The following is a 22,860-nucleotide window of genomic DNA, read 5'->3' as shown; positions in this document are numbered from 1 at the left end:
AAAATCACTATTTATTTGGGTTAATTGTGCGCAATTATACTAGAAAACCACAAAAAACGCGTTGTTTAAAGTGGATTTTGTTAAGATTCCACAAAAATTGCAAAGGATTGTTGTGGAACTAGCAAAACGCATTATTCCATGCCTAGATATTAAAAACGGGCGCGTGGTTAAGGGAGTGAATTTCGTGGGACTTCAAGACGCGGGGAATCCCATAGAAGTGGCAAAACGCTATAATGACGAGGGCGCAGATGAACTCACCTTTTTAGATATTACCGCAACGATTGAAGCGCGAGGAGCTATGCTAGAAATGGTGCGTTCTGTCGCTAGAGAGATCTTTATCCCTCTCACCGTGGGGGGGGGCATTGGAAGTTTGGAGCAAATTTATGATTTGCTTAACGCTGGTTGCGATAAAATCAGCCTCAACTCTGCGGCAATCAAGAATCCTGATTTAATCACACAAAGCGCAAAACGCTTTGGCTCACAATGTATTGTCGTCGCAATAGACGCAAAGAAGCGCGTCAATAGCGAAAGTCGGCAAGGAGGCTGGGAAGTCTATACGCATGGCGGAAGACAAAATAGCGGGATTGATTTGTTGCAATGGACAAAAGAAGCCTATAATCGTGGGGCGGGCGAGATTCTGCTTACTAGTATGGATTGCGATGGCACAAAAACAGGCTATGATTTGGAGCAGTTAAGATTGATTTCTAAAAGCGTTGGGATTCCGCTTATCGCAAGTGGTGGCGCGGGAAACAAAGAACACATCTTACAAGCCTTTGAAAATGGCGCGGACGCCGCACTTGCCGCCTCTATTTTTCATTATCAAGAAATTAATATTATGGACTTGAAGCGATATTTAAAGGCACAAGAAATCCCAATAAGACTTTAGGATTCTATGGCGTCATTGCAAGGAAAACAAGGGCGAAATAATCCATAATCTAGAATCTCGCTAAAGATTGCGTCATATACTTTTTGGTATGCAAAGCGTGGATTGCCGCGTTTATTTCACTCACTCGCAATGACAAAGTAACAGAATCCCTTTAGGATTCCATTGCACATTTTCTCAAATTCAATATTATAGATTTGCAAGTGTAGGTGAAATTTGTTTCACAAATTACGCACCACGATTCTACTCGCGCAAAATCCCACAATAAATTAAGCAAAATTTAATTAAAATCACAAAAATTTTAATCTCAAAGAAAGTAGGCAAATATGGTTCAAATTACCGGACTTGGAATGCAATATGCGACCAAAAAACTTTTTGAAAATGTGAATCTTAAGCTAGATAAGAGTAAGCGTTATGGGCTGATTGGCGCAAATGGCGCGGGTAAATCTACCTTTTTAAAAATCCTTAGTGGAGAGATTGAACACACAAGCGGAGAGATTTCTTTTGACCCCAATGCGAGGCTTGGCGTGTTGGGGCAGAATCAATTTGCATTTGAAGATTTTAGCATTAAAGATTGTGTGCTTTTTGGTAACAAGCGGCTTTATGACGCTATCAAAGAAAAGGAATCGCTTTATAATGCCGGGGATTTCAGCGATGAAGTCAATATGCGTTTGGGCGAACTAGAAATGATTTGCAGCGAGGAAGACCCGACTTATGAATACGATGTGCAGATTGAAAAAATTTTAGAAGATTTGGGATTCCCCGCGTCGCTTCACGAAGAGCCGATGAAAACCTTAACGGGAGGAGATAAATTCAAGGTGCTTTTGGCGCAAGTTTTGTTTCCTAAGCCAGATATTTTGTTTTTAGATGAGCCAACCAACAACTTAGACTTAAAAGCTATTGAATACCTAGAGGAGCAACTTAAACGACACGAAGGCACTTTGGTTGTTATTTCGCACGATAGGCACTTTTTAAATAGCGTTTGCACACACATTTTGGATTTGGATTTTAAAAATGTGCGTGAGTTTAGTGGAAATTACGATGATTGGTATATCGCTTCGACTTTGATTGCCAAACAACAAGAAATGGAGCGCAACAAAAAGCTTAAAGAAAAAGAGGAATTGGAATCTTTTATCGCGCGATTCTCCGCAAATGCTTCCAAAGCGAAACAAGCCACTTCAAGGCAAAAACAGCTAGATAAGCTAGACATTAAAAGCCTTGAAGTCTCAAGCCGCCGCGACCCGAGCATCGTGTTTAAATCCAACCGCAACATTGGCAACGAAGCCTTAAATATAGAAAATCTTAGCTTTAGTTATGGGGATTTGCGTATTTTTAACGCACTCAATCTCACGATTCTGCCCGGTGATAAAATCGCGCTCATTGGGCGCAATGGAATCGGAAAAACAACCTTTTGTGAGCTAATTTGTGAGAATCTCACCCCGCAACAAGGAAGCATTCGGTGGGGCGCGACGATTGAACGCGGTTATTTCCCGCAAAACACAACCGATAAGATTCAAGGCACTGAAACCCTCTATGAATGGCTAAGAGGCTTTGATAAGAAAAAAGAAGCGGGAGAAATCCGTAACGCACTTGGACGAATGCTCTTTAATGGCGAGGAGCAAGAAAAAAGTGTGGGGAGTTTGAGCGGAGGCGAAAAACACCGCATAATGCTAAGCAAACTTATGCTAGAGAGTGGGAATTTCCTCGTGCTTGATGAACCCACCAACCATTTAGATTTAGAGGCGATTATCGCACTTGGCGAAGCACTCTATAAATACAATGGCAATGTGATTTGCATAAGCCACGATAGAGAACTAATTGACGCGTATGCCAATCGGATTATAGAGTTTAAAGAAAACAACGAAGTTATAGATTTTCGCGGAAATTATGAGGAATATTTGGCATCACGCGGATAGCTTTGATTGCTACTTGTAGCTCTATATGCTTTTTGCGCGTTTTTAACTTTGGGATTCCTGCTGTGGAATCCTTTTAGGCACGAAATTCTTAGGTTTAGATTGCTTTTCCTTGTGAAGGTGGCGGGAGATTTGAAACACAATAAAATCCCAAATATGCAGTGCTACTAAATGCGATTCTTAACAATGTAGAATCCCGCAATATCAACAAAGGCAATTTTAAGTCGAACCCCCTTAACTCCCAAAAAACACCCTTAAATCACCCTTGAAATGCTCCGCTAGGGTTTTGGCGCATTTTGGGCAAAGATTCAAAGGTTTATCGTTAAAAAACTTCGTCTGCACTTTATGAGAATAAATCCCCAAAAAGAAGCGGAGATTTAGCGAAATGGTGGCGATAAAATCGGGATTAGCAAGATTCTCCAAACACTCCTCACACGCGCACAGGTGCACGAAAGGGTCGCCTTTAGCCCTAAAAGTAGATTCTTGGATTCGTGCTTGATAAAGCATTACTTTGCAAAACTTGCCATTAGAAAAACCAAAATAAATCCCTCTCTCATCTGCGCGTAAATCCGCGAAATTCGCGCGGATTCCCTCGCTTTGGAGTTGCGCAAAAAGCGCGGAATTTAGACTAAACTTCTGACTTTCACACGCTTCTATCATTTTTGTGAAAAATTCTTGCAACTAAAACTCCCTTTCAATCAAATCACACAAAATATGCCCCATTAAAATGTGCATTTCTTGGATTCGTGGCGTATCTTCACTTGGAGAGATAAGCAACACATCGCAAAGTGTGCGCATCGCTCCCCCATCGCGTCCGCTGAATCCCAAAGTCGCACACCCAATTTCACGCGCAACTTTTAGGGCGTTAAGCACATTTTGACTATTGCCACTTGTAGAGATTCCCCATAGCAAATCTCCTTTTTGCGCAAGTGCTTCACATTGACGCGAAAACACAAAATCATAGCCATAGTCGTTGCCAATCGCACTTAACGCACTCGTATCTGTCGTCAGCGCAATTGCGCATAAACCTCTGCGCTCTCTTTTGTATCTTCCCGTAAGTTCTGCGGCGATATGTTGGCTATCTGCCGCGCTTCCTCCATTGCCGCACAATAAAATCTTGCCACCATTTTTTAGCGTATGGATTGCCATTTGGGCGGCTTTTTGCAAATCCTCTGCAAGAGATTCCATTTTTTGCGCGGTCTTTAAATGCGCATTCATCTCCGCTAAAATCACTTTTTTCATTCTCAAGATTCCTTTATTTTTTGGATTAATTGGGTTGTGCTTTTGCCCTCCACAAACTCTATGAGGCGCACCGCTTCGCTAAACTCGCTTCCAACGACTTCTCTGCCTTGATAATCCGCACCTTTTACTAGGATATTTGGACGAATCTTGGCGATTAAATCTAGTGGCGTATCTTCATCAAACACAATCACGAAATCCACACATTCCAAAGCACAAAGCATTGCGATTCTATCGTGTTCTTGATTGATGGGGCGTGATTGCCCTTTAAGACGCTTGATAGAAGCATCGCTATTTAAACCCACAACCAACAAATCTCCTAAAGCTCGTGCTTTGTGCAAATAATCAATATGCCCTAAATGCAAAATATCAAAACAACCATTAGTAAAAATCACTTGAAGATTCTCTTTTTTGAGTTGCGCTAAGGATTCCAAAAACGCGTCTAAATTCTGCGCTCCAACCCATTTATCCCAATACAAATTAGGCTTTTGTCGCTTCAAGATTTTAGAGATTTGCGCATTTAATGCGTTAGAATCCCTCTCTAAAGGTGTGCCAAAGATTTTTAGAAATTGTGAATTTGCCAAAGCAGAATCCAAAAGATTATTGCGCTTCAAGTAAGCTAGAATCTCTTGCTTACTTGCAGTCGCAGAACCCACTTTGCTCACCACCACCGCAGCGGCGGCATTGGCGAAATACACGCTTTGTAAAATAGGCTCGCCCAATGCCAACGCATAAGCCAAAGAGGCAATCACCGTGTCTCCCGCGCCCGTTACATCAAACACTTCTCTTGCAATCGTTGGGATTCTCTCTATTTTTATTTGATGAGGCTTGGAATCCTGCGTTTGCGCAGAATCTTTGCTTTGCAGGGAATCCCTTGCAGTCGTGGCAAATGCGATTCCATCTTCGCTTAAAGTGATTAATGGAATCTCTAATGCGCATAATCTTTGCAACTCCACGATACATTCGCGCAAAGAATCCTCGCTTGTAATTGCGATTCCTGTGGCTTCTTTTGCTTCTTTTTTGTTGGGCGTAAGAAGCGTCGCACCTTTATATTTGCGATAGTCTTTGCCTTTTGGGTCTGCTAGAATCTTAATATCCTCCACTTTGGCAAGTGCAATCAAACTTTGCGTCAAATCAACGCTTAAAACGCCCTTTTGATAATCACTTAGCACGATACATTGGATTTGGGATTCCTTTAATACAAGTTTAACAAAATCCAAAATAAATGCTTCGCCCTCTTTGGAGATTGGGCTTTTATCCTCTCTATCAATGCGCACGACTTGCTGGTGTGAAGCAATCAAGCGGGATTTTTGTGTCGTGGGACGCGCAGGATTGTGGAAGATTCCTCGCGTATGGATTCCTCTATTTTCCAACTCTTTTTTCAAAGTTTCCCCCGCTTCATCGCAGCCTATCATTCCGCAAATCCACACATTAGATTCCAAACTCACAAGATTATTAGCGACATTACAAGCCCCGCCAAGGCTTAAGGATTCGCGTTTAACCTCCACCACTTGCACAGGAGCTTCTGGAGAAATGCGTTCGCAATTCCCCCAAATATAATGATCTAAAATCAAATCTCCCACGACTAGAATATTTGGTTTCACTTATTTTCCTTAATGCTCGTTTGCAAGTTTTTGCCACAAGCCTTTGCTGTGGATTTCTTTGATTTGTTTGAGATAGTTTTTGATTCCAACTTCTAGTGAGAATCGCGGCTGATAATCCAAAAACTTCTTCGTCAAAACAATATTGGCTTCAGTGTGAGTTTGGAAAAACTCATAAGGATTATCAATGTATTCTACTTCAAAATCTCCCAAATCCATCTTCAAGCAATCCACAATATCATTGTAACTTCGCGCCTTGCCACTGCCGACATTATACACGCCACTTTTTTGGGCTTGGATTGCCTTGACATTTGCGGCAATCACATCTTGGATATACACAAAATCGCGCTTTTGTTCGCCCATTTTAAACAAGCGCACTTTTTTAGATTCCAACGCTTGCAAGCCTAATTGCAAAATCATAGAAGCGGTTTTACCCTTATAAAGCTCATTTTCGCCATAAACATTAAAATACCGCAACCCCACAATATGCAAAAGCGGGAAGTTTTTGAGATATTTAAAGGTCAAATTATCCATCATTAATTTAGAAAATCCATAGACATTTTCTGGAATCTCTCCGCTACCAATGCTATTAGGCGCAGAACTATTGCCATAAACCCCCGCGCTTGAAGCATAAATCATCGCCGCATTGCTTCGCACACACAAATCCAACAAGTCTTTATAAGCATTCACATTCGCGCGTAAAATCGCTTCTTGATTCCGCACCGTGGTATCTGAAATTGCGGCTTGGTGGAAGATATAATCAAATTTACGATTCTCTAGTCTTGATAAATCCTCTTTGTTTGTAATATCCCCGACAATCACTTCTCCATTAAACCCAAGCAAATTCTTAAAATGCCCCAAAGATTTAAAGTTGCCATTCCCGAATCTCATTTCACTTCTAAAACTATCAAACACCACGACTTCCGCGTCTTTATGGTGCTTTTGGAAATAAAGCGCAAGATTTGAACCAATAAATCCCGCTCCTCCTGTGATTAAAATGCGTTTGCCCTTTAGTGAATCATCAATATATTGCAAGTTATCTCCTTTTGGGATTGTAGAATCCTTATTTTTGGATAAGATAAGGTATTTTATCAAAATTATTTAAAATTCCTCATTATGATGAACACAAAAGAGGCTTTAGGATTCTACGATTGCGCCATTATGCCAAATTACGATTCCAAGATTCTAAGTTTAATGGGATAATGACTTGAAGATTCCCTAGCGAAATCTTGTTACATATCCAAAATTAACCGAGTTTATGCTATGATTTCACATTTTTTATTTCGGATTTAATGAGCTTGATAATGTTAGAAAATACCATGCAAGACTTTTTGATTGGCGAGATTGATGCTTTGCCACCATTGCCACAAACTATTGTTGAATTACAAAGGGTTTGCTCCTATGAAAACTCAAGCATAAAACAAGTTGCCAATGTGATTGAACAAGACCCCTTTTTGACAATGGATTTGATTAAAAGCGCAAATTCTCCGCTTTATGGTTATCATCGTGAAATTAACTCTATCTTACAAGCCGTTTCTATGTTTGGAATCTCCACTGCTAAAGGCTTGGCTATCGCAAGTGCCATAAAAGCGAAATTTGTGATAGATTTAACGCCCTACAAACTAGAAGTGAGCCAATTTGTAGATGTTTCCAATATCAAAAATGCTTTTTTATGTCGTTGGCTACAAAAAGACATTCAACTGCTCGGGATTCTTGTCCCCTGTGCTTTGACAATGCACATTGGAATGGTTATTATCTCTAATTGCCTCAAACTCGCACACAAACAAGAAGAATTTATGTCCAAAATTAACGCGAGTCAATTTTTGGAGATTGAACAAGAAATCTTAGGCTGCGACCAATTTGAAGTCTTAGGGCATTTATTTGAACATTGGGGCTTTGAACAAACTATGGTTCAAGTAATGCGCCACCTCAACGACCCAAATCCACCGCAAGATTTGCTTTGCTTTATCTATCCTCTAAGAGTGCTAAACACTCTGATTACTCCCTATGAAATCGCAAAACAAGCGCAAATTGTAGAGGCAAGGAATCTAGTGGAGCAGTATCATTTAGACTTGCAAGGATTTGATACGACTTTAGAAAATATGCACCTTAATTTAGAATCCAAGCCCAATGAAACAAACACGGATTATTCTTTAATTGATGAATGAGTTTTTAAATCTTTTGCGTGAGGGGATTCCGCTTCCTCTAAAAATCGCGGATTCTTTCAAGCAGATTTTAGAATCCCTTTTACATTTTGACGCGCTAGTTTTACGCAAAAACCGCTATTTTTTAAACGCGCGATTCTGCATTGGTAGATTAGAATTAACCCGCGCAGGTTATGGGTTTGTGATTCCGCTCTCACACGCAAACAAGCAAGATTGGCTAGTAGAAAAATCCCTACTTAAAGGCGCACAAAGAGGCGATATTGTCTTAGCTAGGCTTAGCAAAAATCCTCACGATTCCAATAGAATCCGCGCAAAGATTCTTGCTATTTTAGAATCCAAAGAAAAATTCGCGCTTTGCTATTTAGAAAAATACAAACTAGATTGCATTGCGATTTCAATCCCCAATGAGATTCCTTACAAAATCAAAGCAAGTCAAAAATCCCTCAAAACCCTACCCGCACGAACTCTCATCAAGCTCAATCCACAAAATGGCGAAATCCTAGAAATTTTAGGCGCATTAGAAGACCCAAAAATTGATGAGATTCTTTCACTTAGCCTTTATGATAGACAAGAATCCTTTAGCATGGGCGCACAAATCCAATCTGAAAGCTTCCAAGAAGCGCGTTTGCGAGATTTCAAAGAACGCACAAACTGCACACATTTGCCCTTTTGCACGATTGACCCAAAGGACGCCAAAGACCACGATGACGCGATTTATTTTGACGCGTCTGATTCTATGCTTTATGTGGCAATCGCCGATGTGAGCCACTATGTAGCAAAAGAATCTCCGCTAGATTTGGAGGCTAAGAATCGCGGATTTAGCATTTATTTCCCACATAAATCAATCCCGATGCTTCCACGCGCCTTAAGCGAGAATCTTTGTTCGCTTCGTGAGGGAAAACTGCGCCTTGCAATGGTTTGGAAAATACGCCTACACAAACGCACCAAAGCCGTGCTTAGCAGCGAACTTTTTGAAGCAGTGATTAAAGTGCGCCAAAAACTCACCTACGAAGAAGTCGATGAACTCCTTATAAATGGCACGAGCAAACGCATTTTAACCACTCTTAAAAAGCCGATTCTAAACCTCTATGCGCTGACACAAAAACTTCGCGTAAAGCGTTTGAATTGCGGCTTTGATTTTTTGGGTGATGAAAAGACGATGTGCTTAGATGAAAACCTAGAACTCCAAAACCTAAAAATAGAATCCCAAACTCCAAGCCACCAACTCGTTGAAGAATGTATGCTTCTTGCCAATCAAGAAAGCGCGAAACTGCAAACGCAAAAAAGCAATCTTCAAGACGAGACTTTAAAGCTCGGCATTTACCGCGTCCATTCACAGCCAAAACCCGACGCAATCGTAGAATTATTTGCAGAACTCAAAGCCTTAGGAGTTTGGCAAAAGGCGATTCCGCTAAACCCAAAAGACTTTCACAAAGCGATTTTAGAAGTGCAGCGCAAAGCAAAAACTTATAAAATAGAATCGCAAGTAGATAAACTCATCATCAAATCTATGCCACAAGCATTTTATGCGAGTCATAATATCGGGCATTTTGGCTTAGGGTTTGAAGCGTATAGTCATTTTACCTCTCCGATTCGTCGTTATAGTGATTTGCTGCTTCATAGAATCCTAAAATCAAAAATCAAGCTTTGCGAGGATTGCGCGACAAAAGAATCCTTGCCTTTGCTTTGTGAGGATTTAAGCCAAAAAGAGCGGGAAAGCGCGAAAGTAGAAATGGATTTCAAAGACCGCAAATTCGCGAGATACTTAAGCCAAAGAATCGGGCAAAGCTTTTTGGGATTCATTTCAAACGACTACAAGCCCGAGATTGTCTCTTTGACCACTCCTCCTTTGCAAGGTGCGCGTGTGGTTTGTCTCAAAGGCAATGGCGTGAAATACCAAAAGGTGCGCGTTGTGATTGTAGAAGTCAATCTCGCAACTGCAAAGATTTATGGCTGGATTGTAGAGAGTTATAACGAAAGTCTTGGAATCGCAAGTGAGCAAATCTCTAAACATCTTTTTGCTAAAATGGCACAGAAAAATAAACTAATGGCGCAAAAAGCCAAAGAGAACGCACACAATATGAAGCAAAAAATCAAACACAACAAACAAAGTCGCCCTCCTCGCGCCAAATTTACTCCACGCCATAAACGCAAAGGCAAATAATGTATAAAAAAGAGCTAGATACCAAACTCGCCAAAGGAGCAGAGATTCGCTCCATTTTGCTTTATGGCGAAGCGATGTTTTTAATCGGCTATTATGGGCAGAAAATCGCACAAAAGATTCTTGAAAAAGATTGTGAAAAAAACAGCTTTTATTTTGGCGAATTTGATTTCCAAAACGCGCTTTCTTGCTTCTCTCAAGGTTCGCTTTTTGGTAATGAAGCGTTAGTGTGGATTAAAACAGATAAAAAGATTCCAAAAAAGCAACTAGATTCTTTGATTAAGGCTTTGTTGCAAAATGGTGGCTATTTGATTGTGGAGTTTTATCAAGCAGAAAATAAAAGTGCGGGAGAATACGCAGCTGATGCGCGTGCGATGAGTGCGAGTTTCCCCTCAAGCCTTGCCAAAGAGGGCGTGTTTGAAGTGCGATTCTTTGCGCCCAATCTTGGAGAAGCGATGATGATTCTCAAAGAATCCGCGCAGAATCTCAAAGTGCAAATTTCTGATTTTAATTTGCGCCAAATCCTAGAACAGCAAAATTTTGATTTGGGATTAAGCCTTGCAGAGCTTCGGAAATACGCGATTTTTGACCAAGAAATTAATAGTGAAATTGTCGAAGGTTTAGGCTTTAGCCTTGGCAGTGTAAAGCTAGAGGAGATTTTAGAATCCCTACTACTAAAAAAACCTTATTTTGATAAATTATCGCAATTTTTAGAACAAGGCTTTGAAGAAGTGCCTTTGATTAATGAAATCCAAAAATACTTCTTCGTTCTTTTTTTGTTTTCAAGTCATATTAGAATTTATGGGGAAGCCTCATCTCAAGATGTTTTGGGCTATAAACTTCCCCCGCAACTCCTAGAACAAAAAAAACATTTTGCGATTCTCATCAAAGAATCCCAATACGAATCTATCTTTTATATCCTAAATGCTTGGCGCGAGGATTCCCTTAAAGGTATCAATAAAGGCAATGGATTTTTAAGTGCTTTAATGAAAATCCAAGCAATCTTAAGATAGAATCAAAACTTTTACTTCTGTAAAAATAAAAACAACCATTCCTTGCTCTTTTGAATCCAAAAGGGCAAAATCCATAAGGAGACTTTATGCGTTTTTATGAAACTATGTTTGTGGTTAAACCCACTTTGACACAAGAAGAAATCACCCAAAAAATTGATTTTTACAAAGCTGCTATTATCAACAATGGCGGAGAAATCAGTGCGAATTTAGATATGGGTATGCGGAATCTTGCTTATGAAATCAAGAAAAATAAGCGTGGTTATTATTTTGTTATTTATTTTAAAGCAGAACCTAAACTTGTTTTGGAATTAGAGCGTCTCTACCGCATTAACGAGGATATTTTGCGCTTTATCGTTATCAAATACGAAAGCAAAAAAGAGCAAAAAGCATGGGAAACTTTGGTAGATAGAGCAATTAACAACAAAAAATCTGCTCCCCTAAAAGAAGCGGAAGAAAAAGTCGCTCAAGAATAAGGGCTGACTTTAAGGATATTATATGTTTAACAAGGTCATTTTAGTAGGAAATTTAACGCGAGATGTGGAGTTGCGCTACTTGCCGAGCGGTTCTGCATTGGCGAAGCTTGGACTAGCCGTCAATCGTCGCTTCAAAAAGCAAGATGGTTCGCAAGGCGATGAAGTATGCTATATTGATGTGAATCTTTTTGGGCGAACTGCTGAAGTGGCAAACCAATACCTAAAGCGCGGTTCTTCTGTGCTGATTGAAGGGCGTTTGGTGCTAGAGAGTTGGACAGATAATAACGGACAAAAGCGAAGCAAACACAGCATTACAGCTGAAACTATGCAAATGCTGGGCTCAAGAAACGAAGGTGGGAATTACGCTGGAAATGGTGGTGGCAATGGTAACTATGGCAATAGCTACTCAAACGATAGCTATAACGATATGCACAATGGTGGCTACAACAACTACGGCAGCTACCAAAACACACAACCAAGTGCGCCAAAACCACAGAAACCCAAAGAAAACGACATTCCTGAGATTGACATTGATGATGAAGAAATACCATTTTAAAGGACAAAACTATGGCAGAGAAAAAACGATACTCTAAAAGATATTGCAGATACACAGAGGCGAAGATTGATTTTATTGACTACAAAGATGTAGAAATGCTCAAGCACTCGCTTTCCGAGCGTTACAAAATTATGCCACGCCGCCTTACAGGCAACTCAAAAAAATGGCAAGAACGCGTAGAAGTCGCAATCAAACGCGCAAGACATATGGCGTTGATTCCTTATATTGTAGATAGAAAAAGAGTAGTAGAAAACCCTTTTAAAATCTAACAAACCTCAAACAACGCAATGTGCTTTTGCGCTGTTTGCGCTTACACGATTCCACTACTGCGTTATTGTGATTCCGCCCCGCTGTCATTGCGAGGCGCATTGTATGGCAATTTACCCATCATACTTACACAAATTTGAAAAATTTTCGTGGCAATCCACAATCTTAACAACCCAAGACTTATTAACTTGTCATTGCGAGTGAGCGAAGCGATAAGGCATAATCTTTTATTGACTTCCACTTCATCATTGCGAGGAGCAAGGACAAAGCAATCCATAATGTGAAATCTCTCTTTCAGAGATTCCATTGCAACACTTTTAGGTGTTCAACATTGTAGATTGCCGCGGGATTCTAGCGAATCTCTCGCAATGACACGAGGACAACCATTTCATCATCGCAGAGGTGCAGTAGCGGAATCCCTTTAGGATTCCACAATAATTAAAATTTATTCAAAGCCTTATTGACTGCCCTATTGGCGGCTTTGTCAGCCACATTTTCCGCACTTTTTGCTGCCCTATCGCCAACGCTTCCTTTGGATTGATTTGCGTTTTTGTTTTTACATTTTCTTTAGCAGACTGCACTTCTTGTCTCACTGCGGATTTTGTTTTATTTTTGATGTCATTTTTAATCTCTTGACCAACTCCAAACGCGATTCCCGCCAACGCGCCCACCAACAATAACACCTTAAGAACTTTCATTTTTACTCCTTACAATTAAAATAATCGTAATAACGCCCCCCGCTTAATAATTCATTAAATGAGCCTAGAATGTTACTTTTTGTTTCTTTTGCAAAGAATCTTGCAAGATTTGCGTTTTTATTTGCGATTCTTGCAACAATCCTTGCAAACTTCCGATAAACTGCGAAAAAATTAAGGAAAAACAATGGGATTGAACCTACTCTATTGTGCGGCTTTCGTTGGGCTTGAAGCGAGAATCATAGAAGTGGAGGTCAGCTTCACACGCGCATTGCCCTCTTTTAGTATTACAGGACTTGCGGGAAATGCGATTCAAGAATCCAAAGGGCGTGTGCAATCCTCGCTCCTAGCTAACAACTTCAAATTCCCACCGCTCAAAATCAATGTCAATCTCTCCCCATCAGACATTCCTAAGCAAGGCAGTTTTTATGATTTGCCCATCGCCTTGCTGATTGCGCTTAATCAGACTTGCAACCTCAACGAAATCACACAAAACATAGAATCCAAACCTGCAAAAATCTTCGCATTTGGCGAACTCGGGCTTGATGGGCGCGTCAAAGACAGCCCTGCGATTTATCCTTTGCTTTTTTCTCTTTTAAGCCAACAAGAGCTGTGCCATTCCCTCTTTTTGCTCCCCAAAGTCGCGCAGGATTTTTATTCCAAACTCCCCAATTTAAGAGCGTATTATGTGGATTGTCTCCAAGAAGCAATAGAAATTCTACAAAACCCACCCGCAATAGAATCCCATTGCGCAGACTTGCCCTTTCCTTGCCAAAATTTCGGCGAAGAGAAGTATTATTACACACAAAGCTTTCCACTTGACTTTGCCGATATTCTCGGGCAAGAACGCGCCAAACGCGCCGCATTAATCGCCGCTTGTGGATTCCACAATATCCTTTTTGAAGGGAGTGCGGGAAGTGGCAAAAGTATGATTGCGGCAAGGATTCCTTATATTTTGCCGCCTCTAAACCTCTATGAGATTCTGCAAATGGCTGCCAATACGCTAGAGATTTCTCCCCACAGACCCTTCCGCAATCCCCACAACAGCGCAACCAAAGCCGCAATACTCGGAAGTGCGGTTGGGCAAAGCATAAAACCCGGTGAAATCGGTATGGCAAATGGCGGGGTTTTGTTCTTGGACGAACTGCCCCATTTCCCCAAAAGCATTTTAGAATCCCTGCGAGAGCCTTTGCAAAACCACCATTTCACCATTTCGCGCTTACATGCCAAAATCACTTATCCGACAGATTTTATGTTTGTCGGTGCGATGAATCCTTGCCCTTGTGGTAATCTTTTAAGCCTCAGCAAAGAATGTCGTTGCAACCAAAAAGAAATCAATGCCTACAAATCCAAAATTTCCGAGCCTTTTTGGGATAGATTGGATTTGTTTGTCGCAATGCAAGAGGGCGAACAAAGCACCCACCGCATAGATTCTAAAACCCTGCAAGATTCTGTGTTAAAGGGCTTTGCATTCCAAAAGAAACGGGGGCAAAACTGCTTTAATGCGCGATTAGATGGGAGTGATTTGGAGAAATACTGCGCCTTAGATTCTGCAACTTCTCAAACCCTAGAACTCGCTTGTCATCGCTTTGGAATCTCCAAACGAGGGTATGATAAGATTCTACGCGTGGCGCGGACGATTGCGGATTTGGAATCCTCACAAAATATCCAAAAGGAACATTTGCTAGAGGCTTTAAGTTTCCGCAAAATCCAATAATTTCGCTTGACATTAAGAATCTTTGGTCTTCTAAATTATGGATTGCCGCACTCGCAAATGCTCGTTTGCAATGATGTGATAGAAGAATCCTATTTAAACTAAATATTATAGATTGCCACGAGATTCTAGCGAATCTCTCGCAATGACGCAATGGAGCTTAAGATTCGTAGCGGTTTTGGGCTTTAAGAGCTGTTTTGCGCATTTTCACTTTAAAGGATTACTCGGGTTGAAACTCCCAATTTTGCGCCATTTGTAGAATCTCTTGTGCGCCTTGCTTGATGAAACTTTGCGCCATTTGCACACCTATGCGCTCACAATCCTCCACGCTTTTTACCTGCACCTCCAAACATTCGCGCAAAATTCTCGTGCCATCGGGCAATCCCAAAATAGAACGCACCTTTAAGACTCCCTCTTCTAAGGAAGCATTCACGCCAATAGGCACTTGGCAACCCCCATTGAGTGCGCGGACAAATGCGCGTTCGCACGCAGTTTCAAAGGTGGCTTTAGAATCATTCAAAAACGCTAAGAGCAATTGGGCTTCACTTCCCATTTTGCACTCTACGCCAAGTGCTGCTTGTCCCATCGCAGGAATCATAAAATCTAGTGGCACAATGTAAGGCACTTTTTCGCCCAATCCTAAGCGATTCACCCCCGCTTGTGCGAGAATAATTGCGTCAAATTCGCCATCTTTTAGTCGTTTCAAGCGCGTTTGGACATTACCGCGCAAACTCTGTGTGTCCAAATCCCCTCTTAATGCGTTAAGCTGCATTGTGCGCCTTAGTGAAGTCGTCCCAACCCGCGCTCCTTTGGGCAGGGATTCTAAGCTTGGATATTTGAAGCTTAAAAAACTATCTCTCACATCTTCGCGCTTCGTGATTGCGACCAACCCCAAACCCTCTACGAAATCCACAGGCACATCTTTTAGACTATGCACCGCCAAATCAATCGTGCCATTTAAGAGCAACTCTTCTAGCTCCTTAGTAAATAGCCCTTTACCACCAATCTTCGCCAAAGGCACATCAAGGATTTTATCCCCTTTGGTTTTGACGATTTGAATTTCCACTTGAAGCGTTGGGTATTGGGTTTGCAGACAATCCTTGATATGATTTGCTTGCCAGAGTGCCAACACGCTTCCGCGTGTGCCGATAGTGAGTTGTTGCATTGTTTATCCTTGTTTGTTATTTTCAATGACTTCTACATCAATGATTTCATCATTTTGGGTTTGGCTAGGAGAATGAGAATCCACAGGGGGCTTTTTGATAAAAGGCTTAAAGAGCAAGAATCCTAACGCGCTAAACTGCATTAAAATCCCCAAAATATCCGTCAATCCCCCCGGCATTATTAGCAAAATCGCCCCAAGGATTCTAAAAACATTAGAACTCACAAACGCTTCATAGCTGATTTCTCTTAGCTTCACGCGCATTAAAGCCTCACCTAAAAAATAGCGATAATTCACTAAAATAAAGAATCCAAAAAGCGCACTTAAAATAATCTCCAATACGAATCCCAAAACGCCTATGTTATCAATGATTTCATAAGTAATCAACACTTCTAAAAACAGATAGATGAAACCAAAAATTAATGGCATAAAAAAACCTCACGCAAACTTTCAACTAGCGCATTAAAGTCTTGGACTTGGAGAATCTCTTTGCTTAAATCTTTGCGCCTAATTAACTCTATCTCGCCCTTTTCTAAGCCCTTGCCAACCACGATTCCAAAAGGCAAACCAACCAATTCAAAATCCGCAATCTTCGCGCCATACCGCTCCGTCCTATCATCTAACAAACATTCAATTCCTGCAGTTTTAAGAGATTCGTAAAGCTTCTCTGCAAAGCGCATTTGGGATTCTTCTTTGATATTAGAGACGATAATCTCCACGCAAAAAGGCGCGGTAGTTGGCGTCCAAATCATTCCGCGCTCATCGTGATGTTGTTCAATAATTGCGCTAAGTAATCGTGAGATTCCAATCCCATAACAACCCATAATCAGAGGCTTAGCCTTGCCATTTTCGTCTAAAAATGTCGCTTCCATCGCGCTGGAATATTTCGTGCCAAGCTGAAAAATATGCCCTGCTTCAATGCCTTTAGTGAAATACAGCTTACCGCCTTTGAAGTTTTCTTTTGTCAAATCCCCGCATATCGGGCATAAATCCCCCTCTTGCACTTCCACTAAATCCTTAAACTCCAAGCCCTCAAAGGATTCCAAATCTACACCCACGAAATGATAATCTACTTCGTTTGCGCCACAAATCAAGTTTTTGGCATTTTCTAACTCTTTGTCAAAATAAATATAAGGGCTAGAAGTGATATTACGCAACGCAAAAGGTCCTATAAACCCGACTTTTAACCCCGCTGATTCTATCTCTTCTTCGCTCACATCAAGCAATTCATTCGCCCCCGCAATCGCATTGAGGGCTTTTGTTTCATTCAAACTATCGCTTCCGCGCAAAAAGAAATACACCAATGCGGTTTTCCCCTCATCAAAAAGGGCTTTTTTTACGACTGCTTTAAGCGTCCAAAAAGCTTCAATCTTGAAAAATTCACACAAATCTTCAATCGTTTTGACATTAGGCGTATGGAATTTCGCAAATTCTGCTTGTGGAGCTTGTGAGTTGGGAAGTTTCTTAACGCGCGTCGCGGCTTCTAAGTTCGCACCATAACTACAAGAATCGCACACGCAAATCGTATCCTCGCCGCTTTTGGCTAACACCATAAACTCTTTGCTCCCGCTTCCGCCAATCGCCCCGCTATCTGCGAAAACTGCGCGGAAATCAAGCCCTAAGCGCGTGAAGATTCTACTATAAGTGGATTCCATTAAATCAAATTCCCGCTTCAAATCTTCCTCGTTTGCGTGGAAACTATAACCATCTTTCATAATAAATTCTCGCGCACGCATAAGCCCGAATCTTGGGCGCATTTCATCGCGAAATTTAAGATTGATTTGATAGAGATGCAAGGGAAGTTGTTTATAGCTTCTGATGTTTGCTTTGACTAATTCTGTAACGACTTCTTCGTGCGTTGGACCCAATACGAAATCATTATCTTTTCTGTCTTTGAATCGCAAAAGTTCCTTGCCATATCTCTCATAGCGTCCGCTTTTTTGCCATAAGGTTGCGGGAGTTACAAAACCAAGCGCGACTTCGTTTGCTCCAGCATTATCCATTTCTTCCTTGACGATTTGACGCACTTTGTCTAAGGCGCGTTTGCCAAGCGGTAAGAAATTATAGATTCCGCTACCGATTTGCTGGATAAATCCACCGCGGATTAGGTATTCGTGGCTTTTTAGCACGACATCTTTAGGAGCTTCTTTGAAAGTGGGGATAAAGAATTTTGAAAATCGCATTATTTTCCTTTGTTTAGTGTAGAGTTTTATCCTCTGCATATTCGCATTTGTAGGATTCTAACATTTTGTCCTGATTCTCTTGCTGAAAAAGGAATCGCAAAGATTCTACCACGCTATCGCCTTTAGGCGTATTGGCAACTGCCCTAAGATTTATCGTTAAATCGTGCAAGAAAACATTAAACGCATTGTGTAGAGTTTTTTCAATGTTTTTTTCATACTCTTGTGGCAAATAGCCCTTTGCGATTCCTTTGTGCAACTCTTTTGTCGCTGCTTCTTTGGCAAATGTGCGAATCGTTTTAATCAAAGGTTCTACATTAAGCGTTTGTAGCCAAGTAAAAAATTCCTGCGTAGAGCGTCCTACGATTCCATAAGCAATCTTAGCTTGTTCCTCGCGTAGGCTCAAGTTCTTGCGCACAATATCTTCTAAATCATCTACGGCATAGATATGGATTCTCTCGCTTTTTTCCATAATCTCGCGTTCAATATCTCGTGGCACTGCCAAATCAAACCAATAGCGATTCCAATCTTTCACCTCTACCATATCTTGTGTGATAATCGTATGCGGCGCACCTGTAGCAGTGAAAAGAAGCGGAATCTCATTGATATAAGTGCTAATGTCTTTGAAGCTTTCCGCGCGGATTTTGGCATTTGGGTGGAGTGAGAGAATCTCATCACAGATTTTTTGGGCGTTTGCAATCTCGCGGTTTAGAATCAAAACTTCACAATTTGCATTGATTAAGTGTTTCGCACAGATTCCGCTCATTTCTCCTGCACCCACGACCAACGCAAACTTATCTTTCAAATCTCCCACAATCTCCTTTGCTTTTGCAACCGCAGTGCTTGCCACAGAAACAGAGTTTTGCGAAATGCTTGTAGAGTTGCGCACACTTGCTGCACAACGAAAAGCAAAATGAATCGCGCGAGAGAGAAACAAGCCACAACAGCCCAATTCATAGGAATATTTAAAGGCACTTTTAAGTTGTCCTGAAATTTGCGTCTCACCCACAACCAAGCTATCTAATGAACTTGCCACGCTAAAGAGATGATGAATCGCGCTTAGATTTTCGTAGCTATCGGCGCGTTTTTGCAACTCTTCTAAAGGAATCTTGGAATAATTGCTTAATTTATCCAACAAAAATTCTTCTGCTTTTTCGGCATTTTGAACATTCAAAATAAACTCAATCCGATTACAAGTAGAAAGAATCACCGCTTCCCCGATAAATTTGTTGCTTACCAAATCCAACAAAAAATCCTTGGTTGCAGGATTCTTTAAATCCAAGCTTAAAGCTTCCCGCATAGCAATATCGGTATTTTTATGCGAGTAGCTTAAGAGATAATAATCCATTGCTTTCCTTAAAAGTCGCGCTCTATCATTTCGCGCATAATTTGTATAAGTTTATCACAAGAATGATTAGCTATCGCTTCAATCCCGCAATTGCCTAAAGATTTTGCCAACGCGATACTTTGTGCAATCGCCCCTTGTGTTTGAAGATTTTCTAAAATCCAATCCTGCTCCATTGGCGATAAATCGCACCCAAAAGCATTTTTTAAACGCATTTTATCTGAATCGTTTAGTTTAGCATACAAATAAATATAAGGTAAAGTCGTCTTGCCCTCTTTAAAATCGCTCAAAGCGGGTTTACCTAGAGTTTTGGAATCTGAAATAATATCCAACACATCATCAATGATTTGAAATGCGATTCCAAGATTCCGCCCATAAATGCGGAAATCCTCCGCTACTTCTCGGCTTTTGTGCGCCAAAAATGCCGCTGCGTAAGCGGCAGCTTCGATCAACGCGGCGGTTTTATGTTCTATCATCGTAAGATACTTTGCTTCCTCATCATTGAAGCTTTTTGCGAGTTCCACATCTTCCATTTCTCCAACTGCAAGCGTGCTTACAGCATTGGCGATAATGCGCGGAATCTCTGGATATTTACTAGCAAATCTTGTTAGCTCACAAAAGGCTTTGGAATAAAACACATCACCTAGCATAATCGCATTTTTGTTGCCAAAAAGCGCGTTAATAGAGGGCTTCGAACGCCTTGTAAGTGCGTCATCAATCACATCATCGTGCAAAAGTGAAGCACTTTGAATCATCTCTAATATCGCACAAAGCAAGAGGCACTCCTCGCTTTCTCCGGCAATCTGCAATGCAAGTTTAGAACGCAACATTTTGCCCCGCTGCAAATTCGCACTCAAGGCTAACACAAGAGGGGATTCCAACTCTTTTAAAAACTCATTAATCTTTGCTTCAATGTGCGCTAAAGCCTCCATTGGGAACTTTCCTTTCATCTATAATATTAAAATCTCTGTTGCCTTGAAAAAGATAGTATTTCAAGGTCGCAACTTTTTTGGTGCGATGATAATCTTTAAAACACAACAAAAAAAACGGCTCTTCGCTGTAATATTTTTGTTCCGCCTTAAGCAAAGGCACTTTATAACAACTCCGCTGATAATCTTGGTAAAGAATAAATTGGTGCGGAAAAGAATCGTAATTTAAGTGCATTACTAAACCCTCATTTTTAAGTAGCGTCCAACGAAAAAATAGGGTTTTTGCAGAATCCCCTGCCTGTAAGGTAAGCAAATAAAACTCATCTTTGTTAAGCTCCAAGAATCGTTCGCTTTTCCAAACAGGCGGCGCAAACAAGCTTGAAAGCCCAAAGGCTGCGCTTAGGATTATGGATAAGCCTAAAACCCGCAATATTTTCATTTAAGATTCCATTTATTTAGATTCTTAACGCCCAAATTCAAGCGCATTTATTCGTTTTGCGTTAGAATATTGCCCATAGATTCAATCGCGATATTTTGCACTCTATGGTGAATCTCCTCTGAAGATTCTTCGCTATGAATGAGATAGTTTAATTCTTCTTCCCACATTTCACCCAAACGCTTTTCAAGCAGAATCTCCATTGCTCCTTGTCGCTCTAACAAACGCGTAAGTTCTTTTGCGCTTAAGCCTTGCGAAGCGTTGAAGATAATATCAATCCATTTTTCTTGTGGTAAGCCTTCTAAAATATGTTCCATTTAATGTTCCTTATGATTTAATCGTGCCAATACGGCATTTTGGTGTGCATCTAGCCCCTCTGTATGCGCTAGGATTCCGCATTCTTTGCCCATTTGCCAAATGCCTTTGTTAGAAAACGCAATGATAGAGGATTTTTTCATAAAATGTTCTGTGGAAAGTGGAGAGAAAAACCTCGCGCTTCCGCCTGTTGGCAAAGTATGATTCGGTCCTGCAATATAATCCCCAATGGGTTCTGGCGTGTTTTCGCCGATGAAAATCGCCCCTGCGTGTCTAATGTGTGGCAGAATCTCTAAAGGATTCTTTACTAATAACTCCAAATGTTCGGGCGCAATTTGATTCATCAATTCAATGCCTTTTTCAAGGCTGCTTGTAACAATAATTGCTCCGCGTTCATTGATGGATTTTGCCGTGATTTCTTTGCGTTCTAAAGTATCCAAAAACTCTTCAATCTTGCGAGAAACTTCTAATGCTAGGCTTTGGCTTGTCGTGATTAAAATAGAACTTGCCATTTCATCGTGTTCAGCTTGAGAAAGCAAATCCCACGCAAGATAATCTGCCTTTGCTTCTCCGTCATTTAAGATTCCAATCTCACTAGGTCCTGCAATCATATCAATATTGACTTCGCCAAATACAAGCTTTTTCGCAGTTGCGACATAAATATTTCCCGGACCTGTAATCACATCAACCTTAGCGATTCCATTGCCTTTAGAATCCAACGCGCCAAAAGCCAACGCGCCAATGGCACTCGCACCTCCAATTTTATAAGCTTCTTTAACGCCACACAAGTGCATTGCCGCAAGCAACAAAGAATTGGGTTCGTTTTGTGGAGTGGGGGTGCAAACCACGATTTCTTTCACTCCTGCAACAAGTGCTGGAATCGCATTCATCAGCAAAGAACTTGGATAAGCCGCCTTGCCACCGGGAATATACAATCCTGCCCTATCCATAGGGGTTACTTTTTGTCCTAGAATATTCCCGTTTTCCTCAAAATCCAACCAAGTTTTAGGCTTTTGTTTGGAATGAAAAGCATAAATGCGCTCATAAGCGAGTTGCAAGGAATCCTTCAAGGATTTATCCAAGCTTTCATAGGCTTTTTGCATTTGTTCTTGGGTGATTTTTAAATCCTCAAAACTCTTAGGATTCCAATTATCAAACCGCGCAACTTGCTCTATAATCGCATTTTGTCCTTGCTGTTTAATGCCCTCTAATAACTCTCTTACGCGCTCTTCAACGCTTTGAATATCCATTGCACCACGCTCAAGCAAGGCTTTAAATTTCGTCTCAAAATCCAAATCGCTATCTCTTAGCAAAGCAATCATTTTAGCTCCTTTAAGCTGTATTGTAACTTTTTAATGTTTAATTTTTATTAATGCGCCAAAATGCGCACCAACAAATCACTTGTTTTAAATGCGAAATTGCGCAATTGTAGAATCGTAGGTTGGCAAGTCGTCATTGCGAGAAAAGGCAAAGACTAATGCAAGACAAACAGGCAATAAGGAAAGATTTTCCTAAAACTTGTTTTAGAGAAAATCAAGGTTGCTTTTTTCTTGTCTGTGAGTTTTGCATTAGTCTTTGGTTAGGATTGCGGTTGAACGCGGAATCCCAAATAATAAAGCAGAATCCTTTAGGGCGAGATTTCATGCGTGGATTGCTTTAGCATTGCCTCGCAATGACAGAAATAGTAGAATCTTGGATTAGCAAGTCGTCATTGCGAGAGATTCGCTAGAATCTCGTGGCGCACATTGCGTTAGTAGTTTGAGTTGCGTCTTACTTACGCTTGTTGCTTACAATGGTAGTGGGATTTTAGATT

General features: G+C 40.9%; 24 protein-coding genes. 10 read left to right on the top strand and 14 right to left on the bottom strand.

The features are described 5' to 3' along the window. Positions 1–106 precede the first annotated feature (106 nt). On the top strand, positions 107–886 hold the full coding sequence (hisF, locus tag LS69_RS00180) for an imidazole glycerol phosphate synthase subunit HisF (protein WP_138121574.1): 780 nt from the start codon (positions 107–109) through the stop codon (positions 884–886). A gap of 323 nt (positions 887–1,209) precedes the next feature. After that, positions 1,210–2,799, top strand: a complete 1,590-nt coding sequence (locus tag LS69_RS00175) for an ABC-F family ATP-binding cassette domain-containing protein (RefSeq protein ID WP_138121380.1) — start codon at positions 1,210–1,212, stop codon at positions 2,797–2,799. 231 nt (positions 2,800–3,030) lie between these two features. Here LS69_RS00175 and LS69_RS00170 read toward each other — a convergent pair whose 3' ends face one another. Genes LS69_RS00170 through rfaD form a run of 4 tightly spaced genes read right to left on the bottom strand, consistent with a single transcriptional unit; the run spans position 3,031 to position 6,671 of the window. Next, positions 3,031–3,477 carry a hypothetical protein gene (locus tag LS69_RS00170; RefSeq protein ID WP_238699035.1) on the bottom strand — a complete coding sequence of 149 codons (447 nt, stop codon included), beginning with the start codon at positions 3,475–3,477 and terminating at the stop codon, positions 3,031–3,033. Continuing rightward, positions 3,478–4,038, bottom strand: a complete 561-nt coding sequence (gene gmhA / locus LS69_RS00165; RefSeq protein WP_138121379.1) for a D-sedoheptulose 7-phosphate isomerase — start codon at positions 4,036–4,038, stop codon at positions 3,478–3,480. 2 nt (positions 4,039–4,040) lie between these two features. Continuing rightward, complete coding sequence (gene rfaE2 / locus LS69_RS00160) at positions 4,041–5,639, bottom strand: D-glycero-beta-D-manno-heptose 1-phosphate adenylyltransferase (protein WP_138121378.1); 1,599 nt, start codon at positions 5,637–5,639, stop codon at positions 4,041–4,043. 9 nt (positions 5,640–5,648) lie between these two features. Beyond that, positions 5,649–6,671 (bottom strand): ADP-glyceromanno-heptose 6-epimerase, encoded by a 1,023-nt coding sequence (gene rfaD, locus LS69_RS00155; protein WP_138121377.1) that lies wholly within the window; start codon positions 6,669–6,671, stop codon positions 5,649–5,651. Between the two features lie 269 nt (positions 6,672–6,940). Between rfaD and LS69_RS00150 the strand changes: the two genes are divergently transcribed. The 6 genes from LS69_RS00150 (at position 6,941) to rpsR (ending at position 12,273) form a co-directional block, all read left to right on the top strand. Further along, positions 6,941–7,804 carry an HDOD domain-containing protein gene (locus tag LS69_RS00150; RefSeq protein ID WP_238699034.1) on the top strand — a complete coding sequence of 288 codons (864 nt, stop codon included), beginning with the start codon at positions 6,941–6,943 and terminating at the stop codon, positions 7,802–7,804. Beyond that, positions 7,797–9,965 carry a ribonuclease R family protein gene (locus LS69_RS00145; protein WP_138121376.1) on the top strand — a complete coding sequence of 723 codons (2,169 nt, stop codon included), beginning with the start codon at positions 7,797–7,799 and terminating at the stop codon, positions 9,963–9,965. The genes LS69_RS00150 and LS69_RS00145 overlap by 8 nt, the downstream gene beginning before the upstream one ends. After that, on the top strand, positions 9,965–10,975 hold the full coding sequence (locus LS69_RS00140; RefSeq protein WP_138121375.1) for a DNA polymerase III subunit delta: 1,011 nt from the start codon (positions 9,965–9,967) through the stop codon (positions 10,973–10,975). The genes LS69_RS00145 and LS69_RS00140 overlap by 1 nt, the downstream gene beginning before the upstream one ends. Before the next feature lie 86 nt (positions 10,976–11,061). Further along, positions 11,062–11,448: a 30S ribosomal protein S6 gene (gene rpsF, locus LS69_RS00135; RefSeq protein WP_138121374.1), complete on the top strand. Its 387-nt coding sequence runs from the start codon at positions 11,062–11,064 to the stop codon at positions 11,446–11,448. A gap of 22 nt (positions 11,449–11,470) precedes the next feature. After that, positions 11,471–12,004, top strand: coding sequence for a single-stranded DNA-binding protein (locus LS69_RS00130; protein WP_138121373.1), 534 nt, complete (start codon positions 11,471–11,473; stop codon positions 12,002–12,004). Positions 12,005–12,015: 11 nt separating this feature from the next. Continuing rightward, positions 12,016–12,273: a 30S ribosomal protein S18 gene (gene rpsR / locus LS69_RS00125; RefSeq protein WP_138121372.1), complete on the top strand. Its 258-nt coding sequence runs from the start codon at positions 12,016–12,018 to the stop codon at positions 12,271–12,273. 62 nt (positions 12,274–12,335) lie between these two features. On the opposite strand, the gene LS69_RS00120 is transcribed toward rpsR, so the two are convergent. Further along, the gene (locus LS69_RS00120) at positions 12,336–12,578 is read right to left on the bottom strand and encodes a hypothetical protein (protein ID WP_138121371.1); all 243 of its coding nucleotides are present in this window, start codon (positions 12,576–12,578) and stop codon (positions 12,336–12,338) included. Positions 12,579–12,720: 142 nt separating this feature from the next. Beyond that, positions 12,721–12,969 (bottom strand): hypothetical protein, encoded by a 249-nt coding sequence (locus tag LS69_RS00115; RefSeq protein ID WP_138121370.1) that lies wholly within the window; start codon positions 12,967–12,969, stop codon positions 12,721–12,723. A 184-nt stretch (positions 12,970–13,153) separates the two neighbouring features. Between LS69_RS00115 and LS69_RS00110 the strand changes: the two genes are divergently transcribed. Further along, a complete protein-coding gene (locus tag LS69_RS00110) occupies positions 13,154–14,683 on the top strand; it encodes a YifB family Mg chelatase-like AAA ATPase (RefSeq protein WP_138121369.1) in 1,530 nt (509 codons plus the stop codon). 217 nt (positions 14,684–14,900) lie between these two features. On the opposite strand, the gene hemC is transcribed toward LS69_RS00110, so the two are convergent. Genes hemC through hisD form a run of 8 tightly spaced genes read right to left on the bottom strand, consistent with a single transcriptional unit; the run spans position 14,901 to position 22,369 of the window. Further along, a complete protein-coding gene (hemC, locus tag LS69_RS00105) occupies positions 14,901–15,845 on the bottom strand; it encodes a hydroxymethylbilane synthase (RefSeq protein ID WP_138121368.1) in 945 nt (314 codons plus the stop codon). A gap of 3 nt (positions 15,846–15,848) precedes the next feature. Further along, complete coding sequence (locus LS69_RS00100) at positions 15,849–16,271, bottom strand: FxsA family protein (RefSeq protein ID WP_138121367.1); 423 nt, start codon at positions 16,269–16,271, stop codon at positions 15,849–15,851. Beyond that, entirely contained in the window at positions 16,262–18,025 is a 1,764-nt protein-coding gene (locus tag LS69_RS00095; protein WP_138121366.1) for a proline--tRNA ligase, read from the bottom strand. Before LS69_RS00095 ends, LS69_RS00100 begins: the two co-directional genes overlap by 10 nt. 13 nt (positions 18,026–18,038) lie before the next feature. Continuing rightward, a complete protein-coding gene (gene hemA / locus LS69_RS00090) occupies positions 18,039–19,370 on the bottom strand; it encodes a glutamyl-tRNA reductase (protein ID WP_138121365.1) in 1,332 nt (443 codons plus the stop codon). 8 nt (positions 19,371–19,378) lie between these two features. Then, positions 19,379–20,299: a polyprenyl synthetase family protein gene (locus LS69_RS00085; protein WP_138121364.1), complete on the bottom strand. Its 921-nt coding sequence runs from the start codon at positions 20,297–20,299 to the stop codon at positions 19,379–19,381. After that, a complete protein-coding gene (locus LS69_RS00080) occupies positions 20,277–20,735 on the bottom strand; it encodes a hypothetical protein (protein WP_138121363.1) in 459 nt (152 codons plus the stop codon). Before LS69_RS00080 ends, LS69_RS00085 begins: the two co-directional genes overlap by 23 nt. Before the next feature lie 47 nt (positions 20,736–20,782). Next, positions 20,783–21,049 carry a DUF2018 family protein gene (locus LS69_RS00075; protein WP_138121362.1) on the bottom strand — a complete coding sequence of 89 codons (267 nt, stop codon included), beginning with the start codon at positions 21,047–21,049 and terminating at the stop codon, positions 20,783–20,785. Continuing rightward, the gene (gene hisD, locus LS69_RS00070; RefSeq protein WP_138121361.1) at positions 21,050–22,369 is read right to left on the bottom strand and encodes a histidinol dehydrogenase; all 1,320 of its coding nucleotides are present in this window, start codon (positions 22,367–22,369) and stop codon (positions 21,050–21,052) included. A gap of 253 nt (positions 22,370–22,622) precedes the next feature. Here hisD and LS69_RS11005 point away from each other — a divergent pair, with 253 nt between their 5' ends. Next, positions 22,623–22,748 (top strand): hypothetical protein, encoded by a 126-nt coding sequence (locus LS69_RS11005; protein WP_275050944.1) that lies wholly within the window; start codon positions 22,623–22,625, stop codon positions 22,746–22,748. Positions 22,749–22,860 lie beyond the last annotated feature (112 nt).

Origin of the sequence: Helicobacter sp. MIT 05-5294 (assembly GCF_000765675.1) — a bacterium.
Lineage (GTDB): Bacteria > Campylobacterota > Campylobacteria > Campylobacterales > Helicobacteraceae > Helicobacter_D.
The sequence above is the reverse complement of the archived record's forward strand: the minus strand, read 5'-3'. Positions and strand labels throughout refer to the sequence as shown.

Excerpts from the sequence above, each read along its gene's own strand:
- LS69_RS00175 (WP_138121380.1), top strand. The coding sequence starts at position 1,210 with ATGGTTCAAATTACCGGACTTGGAATGCAATATGCGACCAAAAAACTT.
- gmhA (WP_138121379.1), bottom strand. The coding sequence starts at position 4,038 with ATGAAAAAAGTGATTTTAGCGGAGATGAATGCGCATTTAAAGACCGCG.
- LS69_RS00150 (WP_238699034.1), top strand. The coding sequence starts at position 6,941 with ATGTTAGAAAATACCATGCAAGACTTTTTGATTGGCGAGATTGATGCT.
- LS69_RS00145 (WP_138121376.1), top strand. The coding sequence starts at position 7,797 with ATGAATGAGTTTTTAAATCTTTTGCGTGAGGGGATTCCGCTTCCTCTA.
- LS69_RS00140 (WP_138121375.1), top strand. The coding sequence starts at position 9,965 with ATGTATAAAAAAGAGCTAGATACCAAACTCGCCAAAGGAGCAGAGATT.
- rpsF (WP_138121374.1), top strand. The coding sequence starts at position 11,062 with ATGCGTTTTTATGAAACTATGTTTGTGGTTAAACCCACTTTGACACAA.
- LS69_RS00130 (WP_138121373.1), top strand. The coding sequence starts at position 11,471 with ATGTTTAACAAGGTCATTTTAGTAGGAAATTTAACGCGAGATGTGGAG.
- rpsR (WP_138121372.1), top strand. The coding sequence starts at position 12,016 with ATGGCAGAGAAAAAACGATACTCTAAAAGATATTGCAGATACACAGAG.
- LS69_RS00120 (WP_138121371.1), bottom strand. The coding sequence starts at position 12,578 with ATGGAATCTCTGAAAGAGAGATTTCACATTATGGATTGCTTTGTCCTT.
- LS69_RS00115 (WP_138121370.1), bottom strand. The coding sequence starts at position 12,969 with ATGAAAGTTCTTAAGGTGTTATTGTTGGTGGGCGCGTTGGCGGGAATC.
- LS69_RS00110 (WP_138121369.1), top strand. The coding sequence starts at position 13,154 with ATGGGATTGAACCTACTCTATTGTGCGGCTTTCGTTGGGCTTGAAGCG.
- hemC (WP_138121368.1), bottom strand. The coding sequence starts at position 15,845 with ATGCAACAACTCACTATCGGCACACGCGGAAGCGTGTTGGCACTCTGG.
- LS69_RS00100 (WP_138121367.1), bottom strand. The coding sequence starts at position 16,271 with ATGCCATTAATTTTTGGTTTCATCTATCTGTTTTTAGAAGTGTTGATT.
- LS69_RS00095 (WP_138121366.1), bottom strand. The coding sequence starts at position 18,025 with ATGCGATTTTCAAAATTCTTTATCCCCACTTTCAAAGAAGCTCCTAAA.
- hemA (WP_138121365.1), bottom strand. The coding sequence starts at position 19,370 with ATGGATTATTATCTCTTAAGCTACTCGCATAAAAATACCGATATTGCT.
- LS69_RS00085 (WP_138121364.1), bottom strand. The coding sequence starts at position 20,299 with ATGGAGGCTTTAGCGCACATTGAAGCAAAGATTAATGAGTTTTTAAAA.
- LS69_RS00080 (WP_138121363.1), bottom strand. The coding sequence starts at position 20,735 with ATGAAAATATTGCGGGTTTTAGGCTTATCCATAATCCTAAGCGCAGCC.
- LS69_RS00075 (WP_138121362.1), bottom strand. The coding sequence starts at position 21,049 with ATGGAACATATTTTAGAAGGCTTACCACAAGAAAAATGGATTGATATT.
- hisD (WP_138121361.1), bottom strand. The coding sequence starts at position 22,369 with ATGATTGCTTTGCTAAGAGATAGCGATTTGGATTTTGAGACGAAATTT.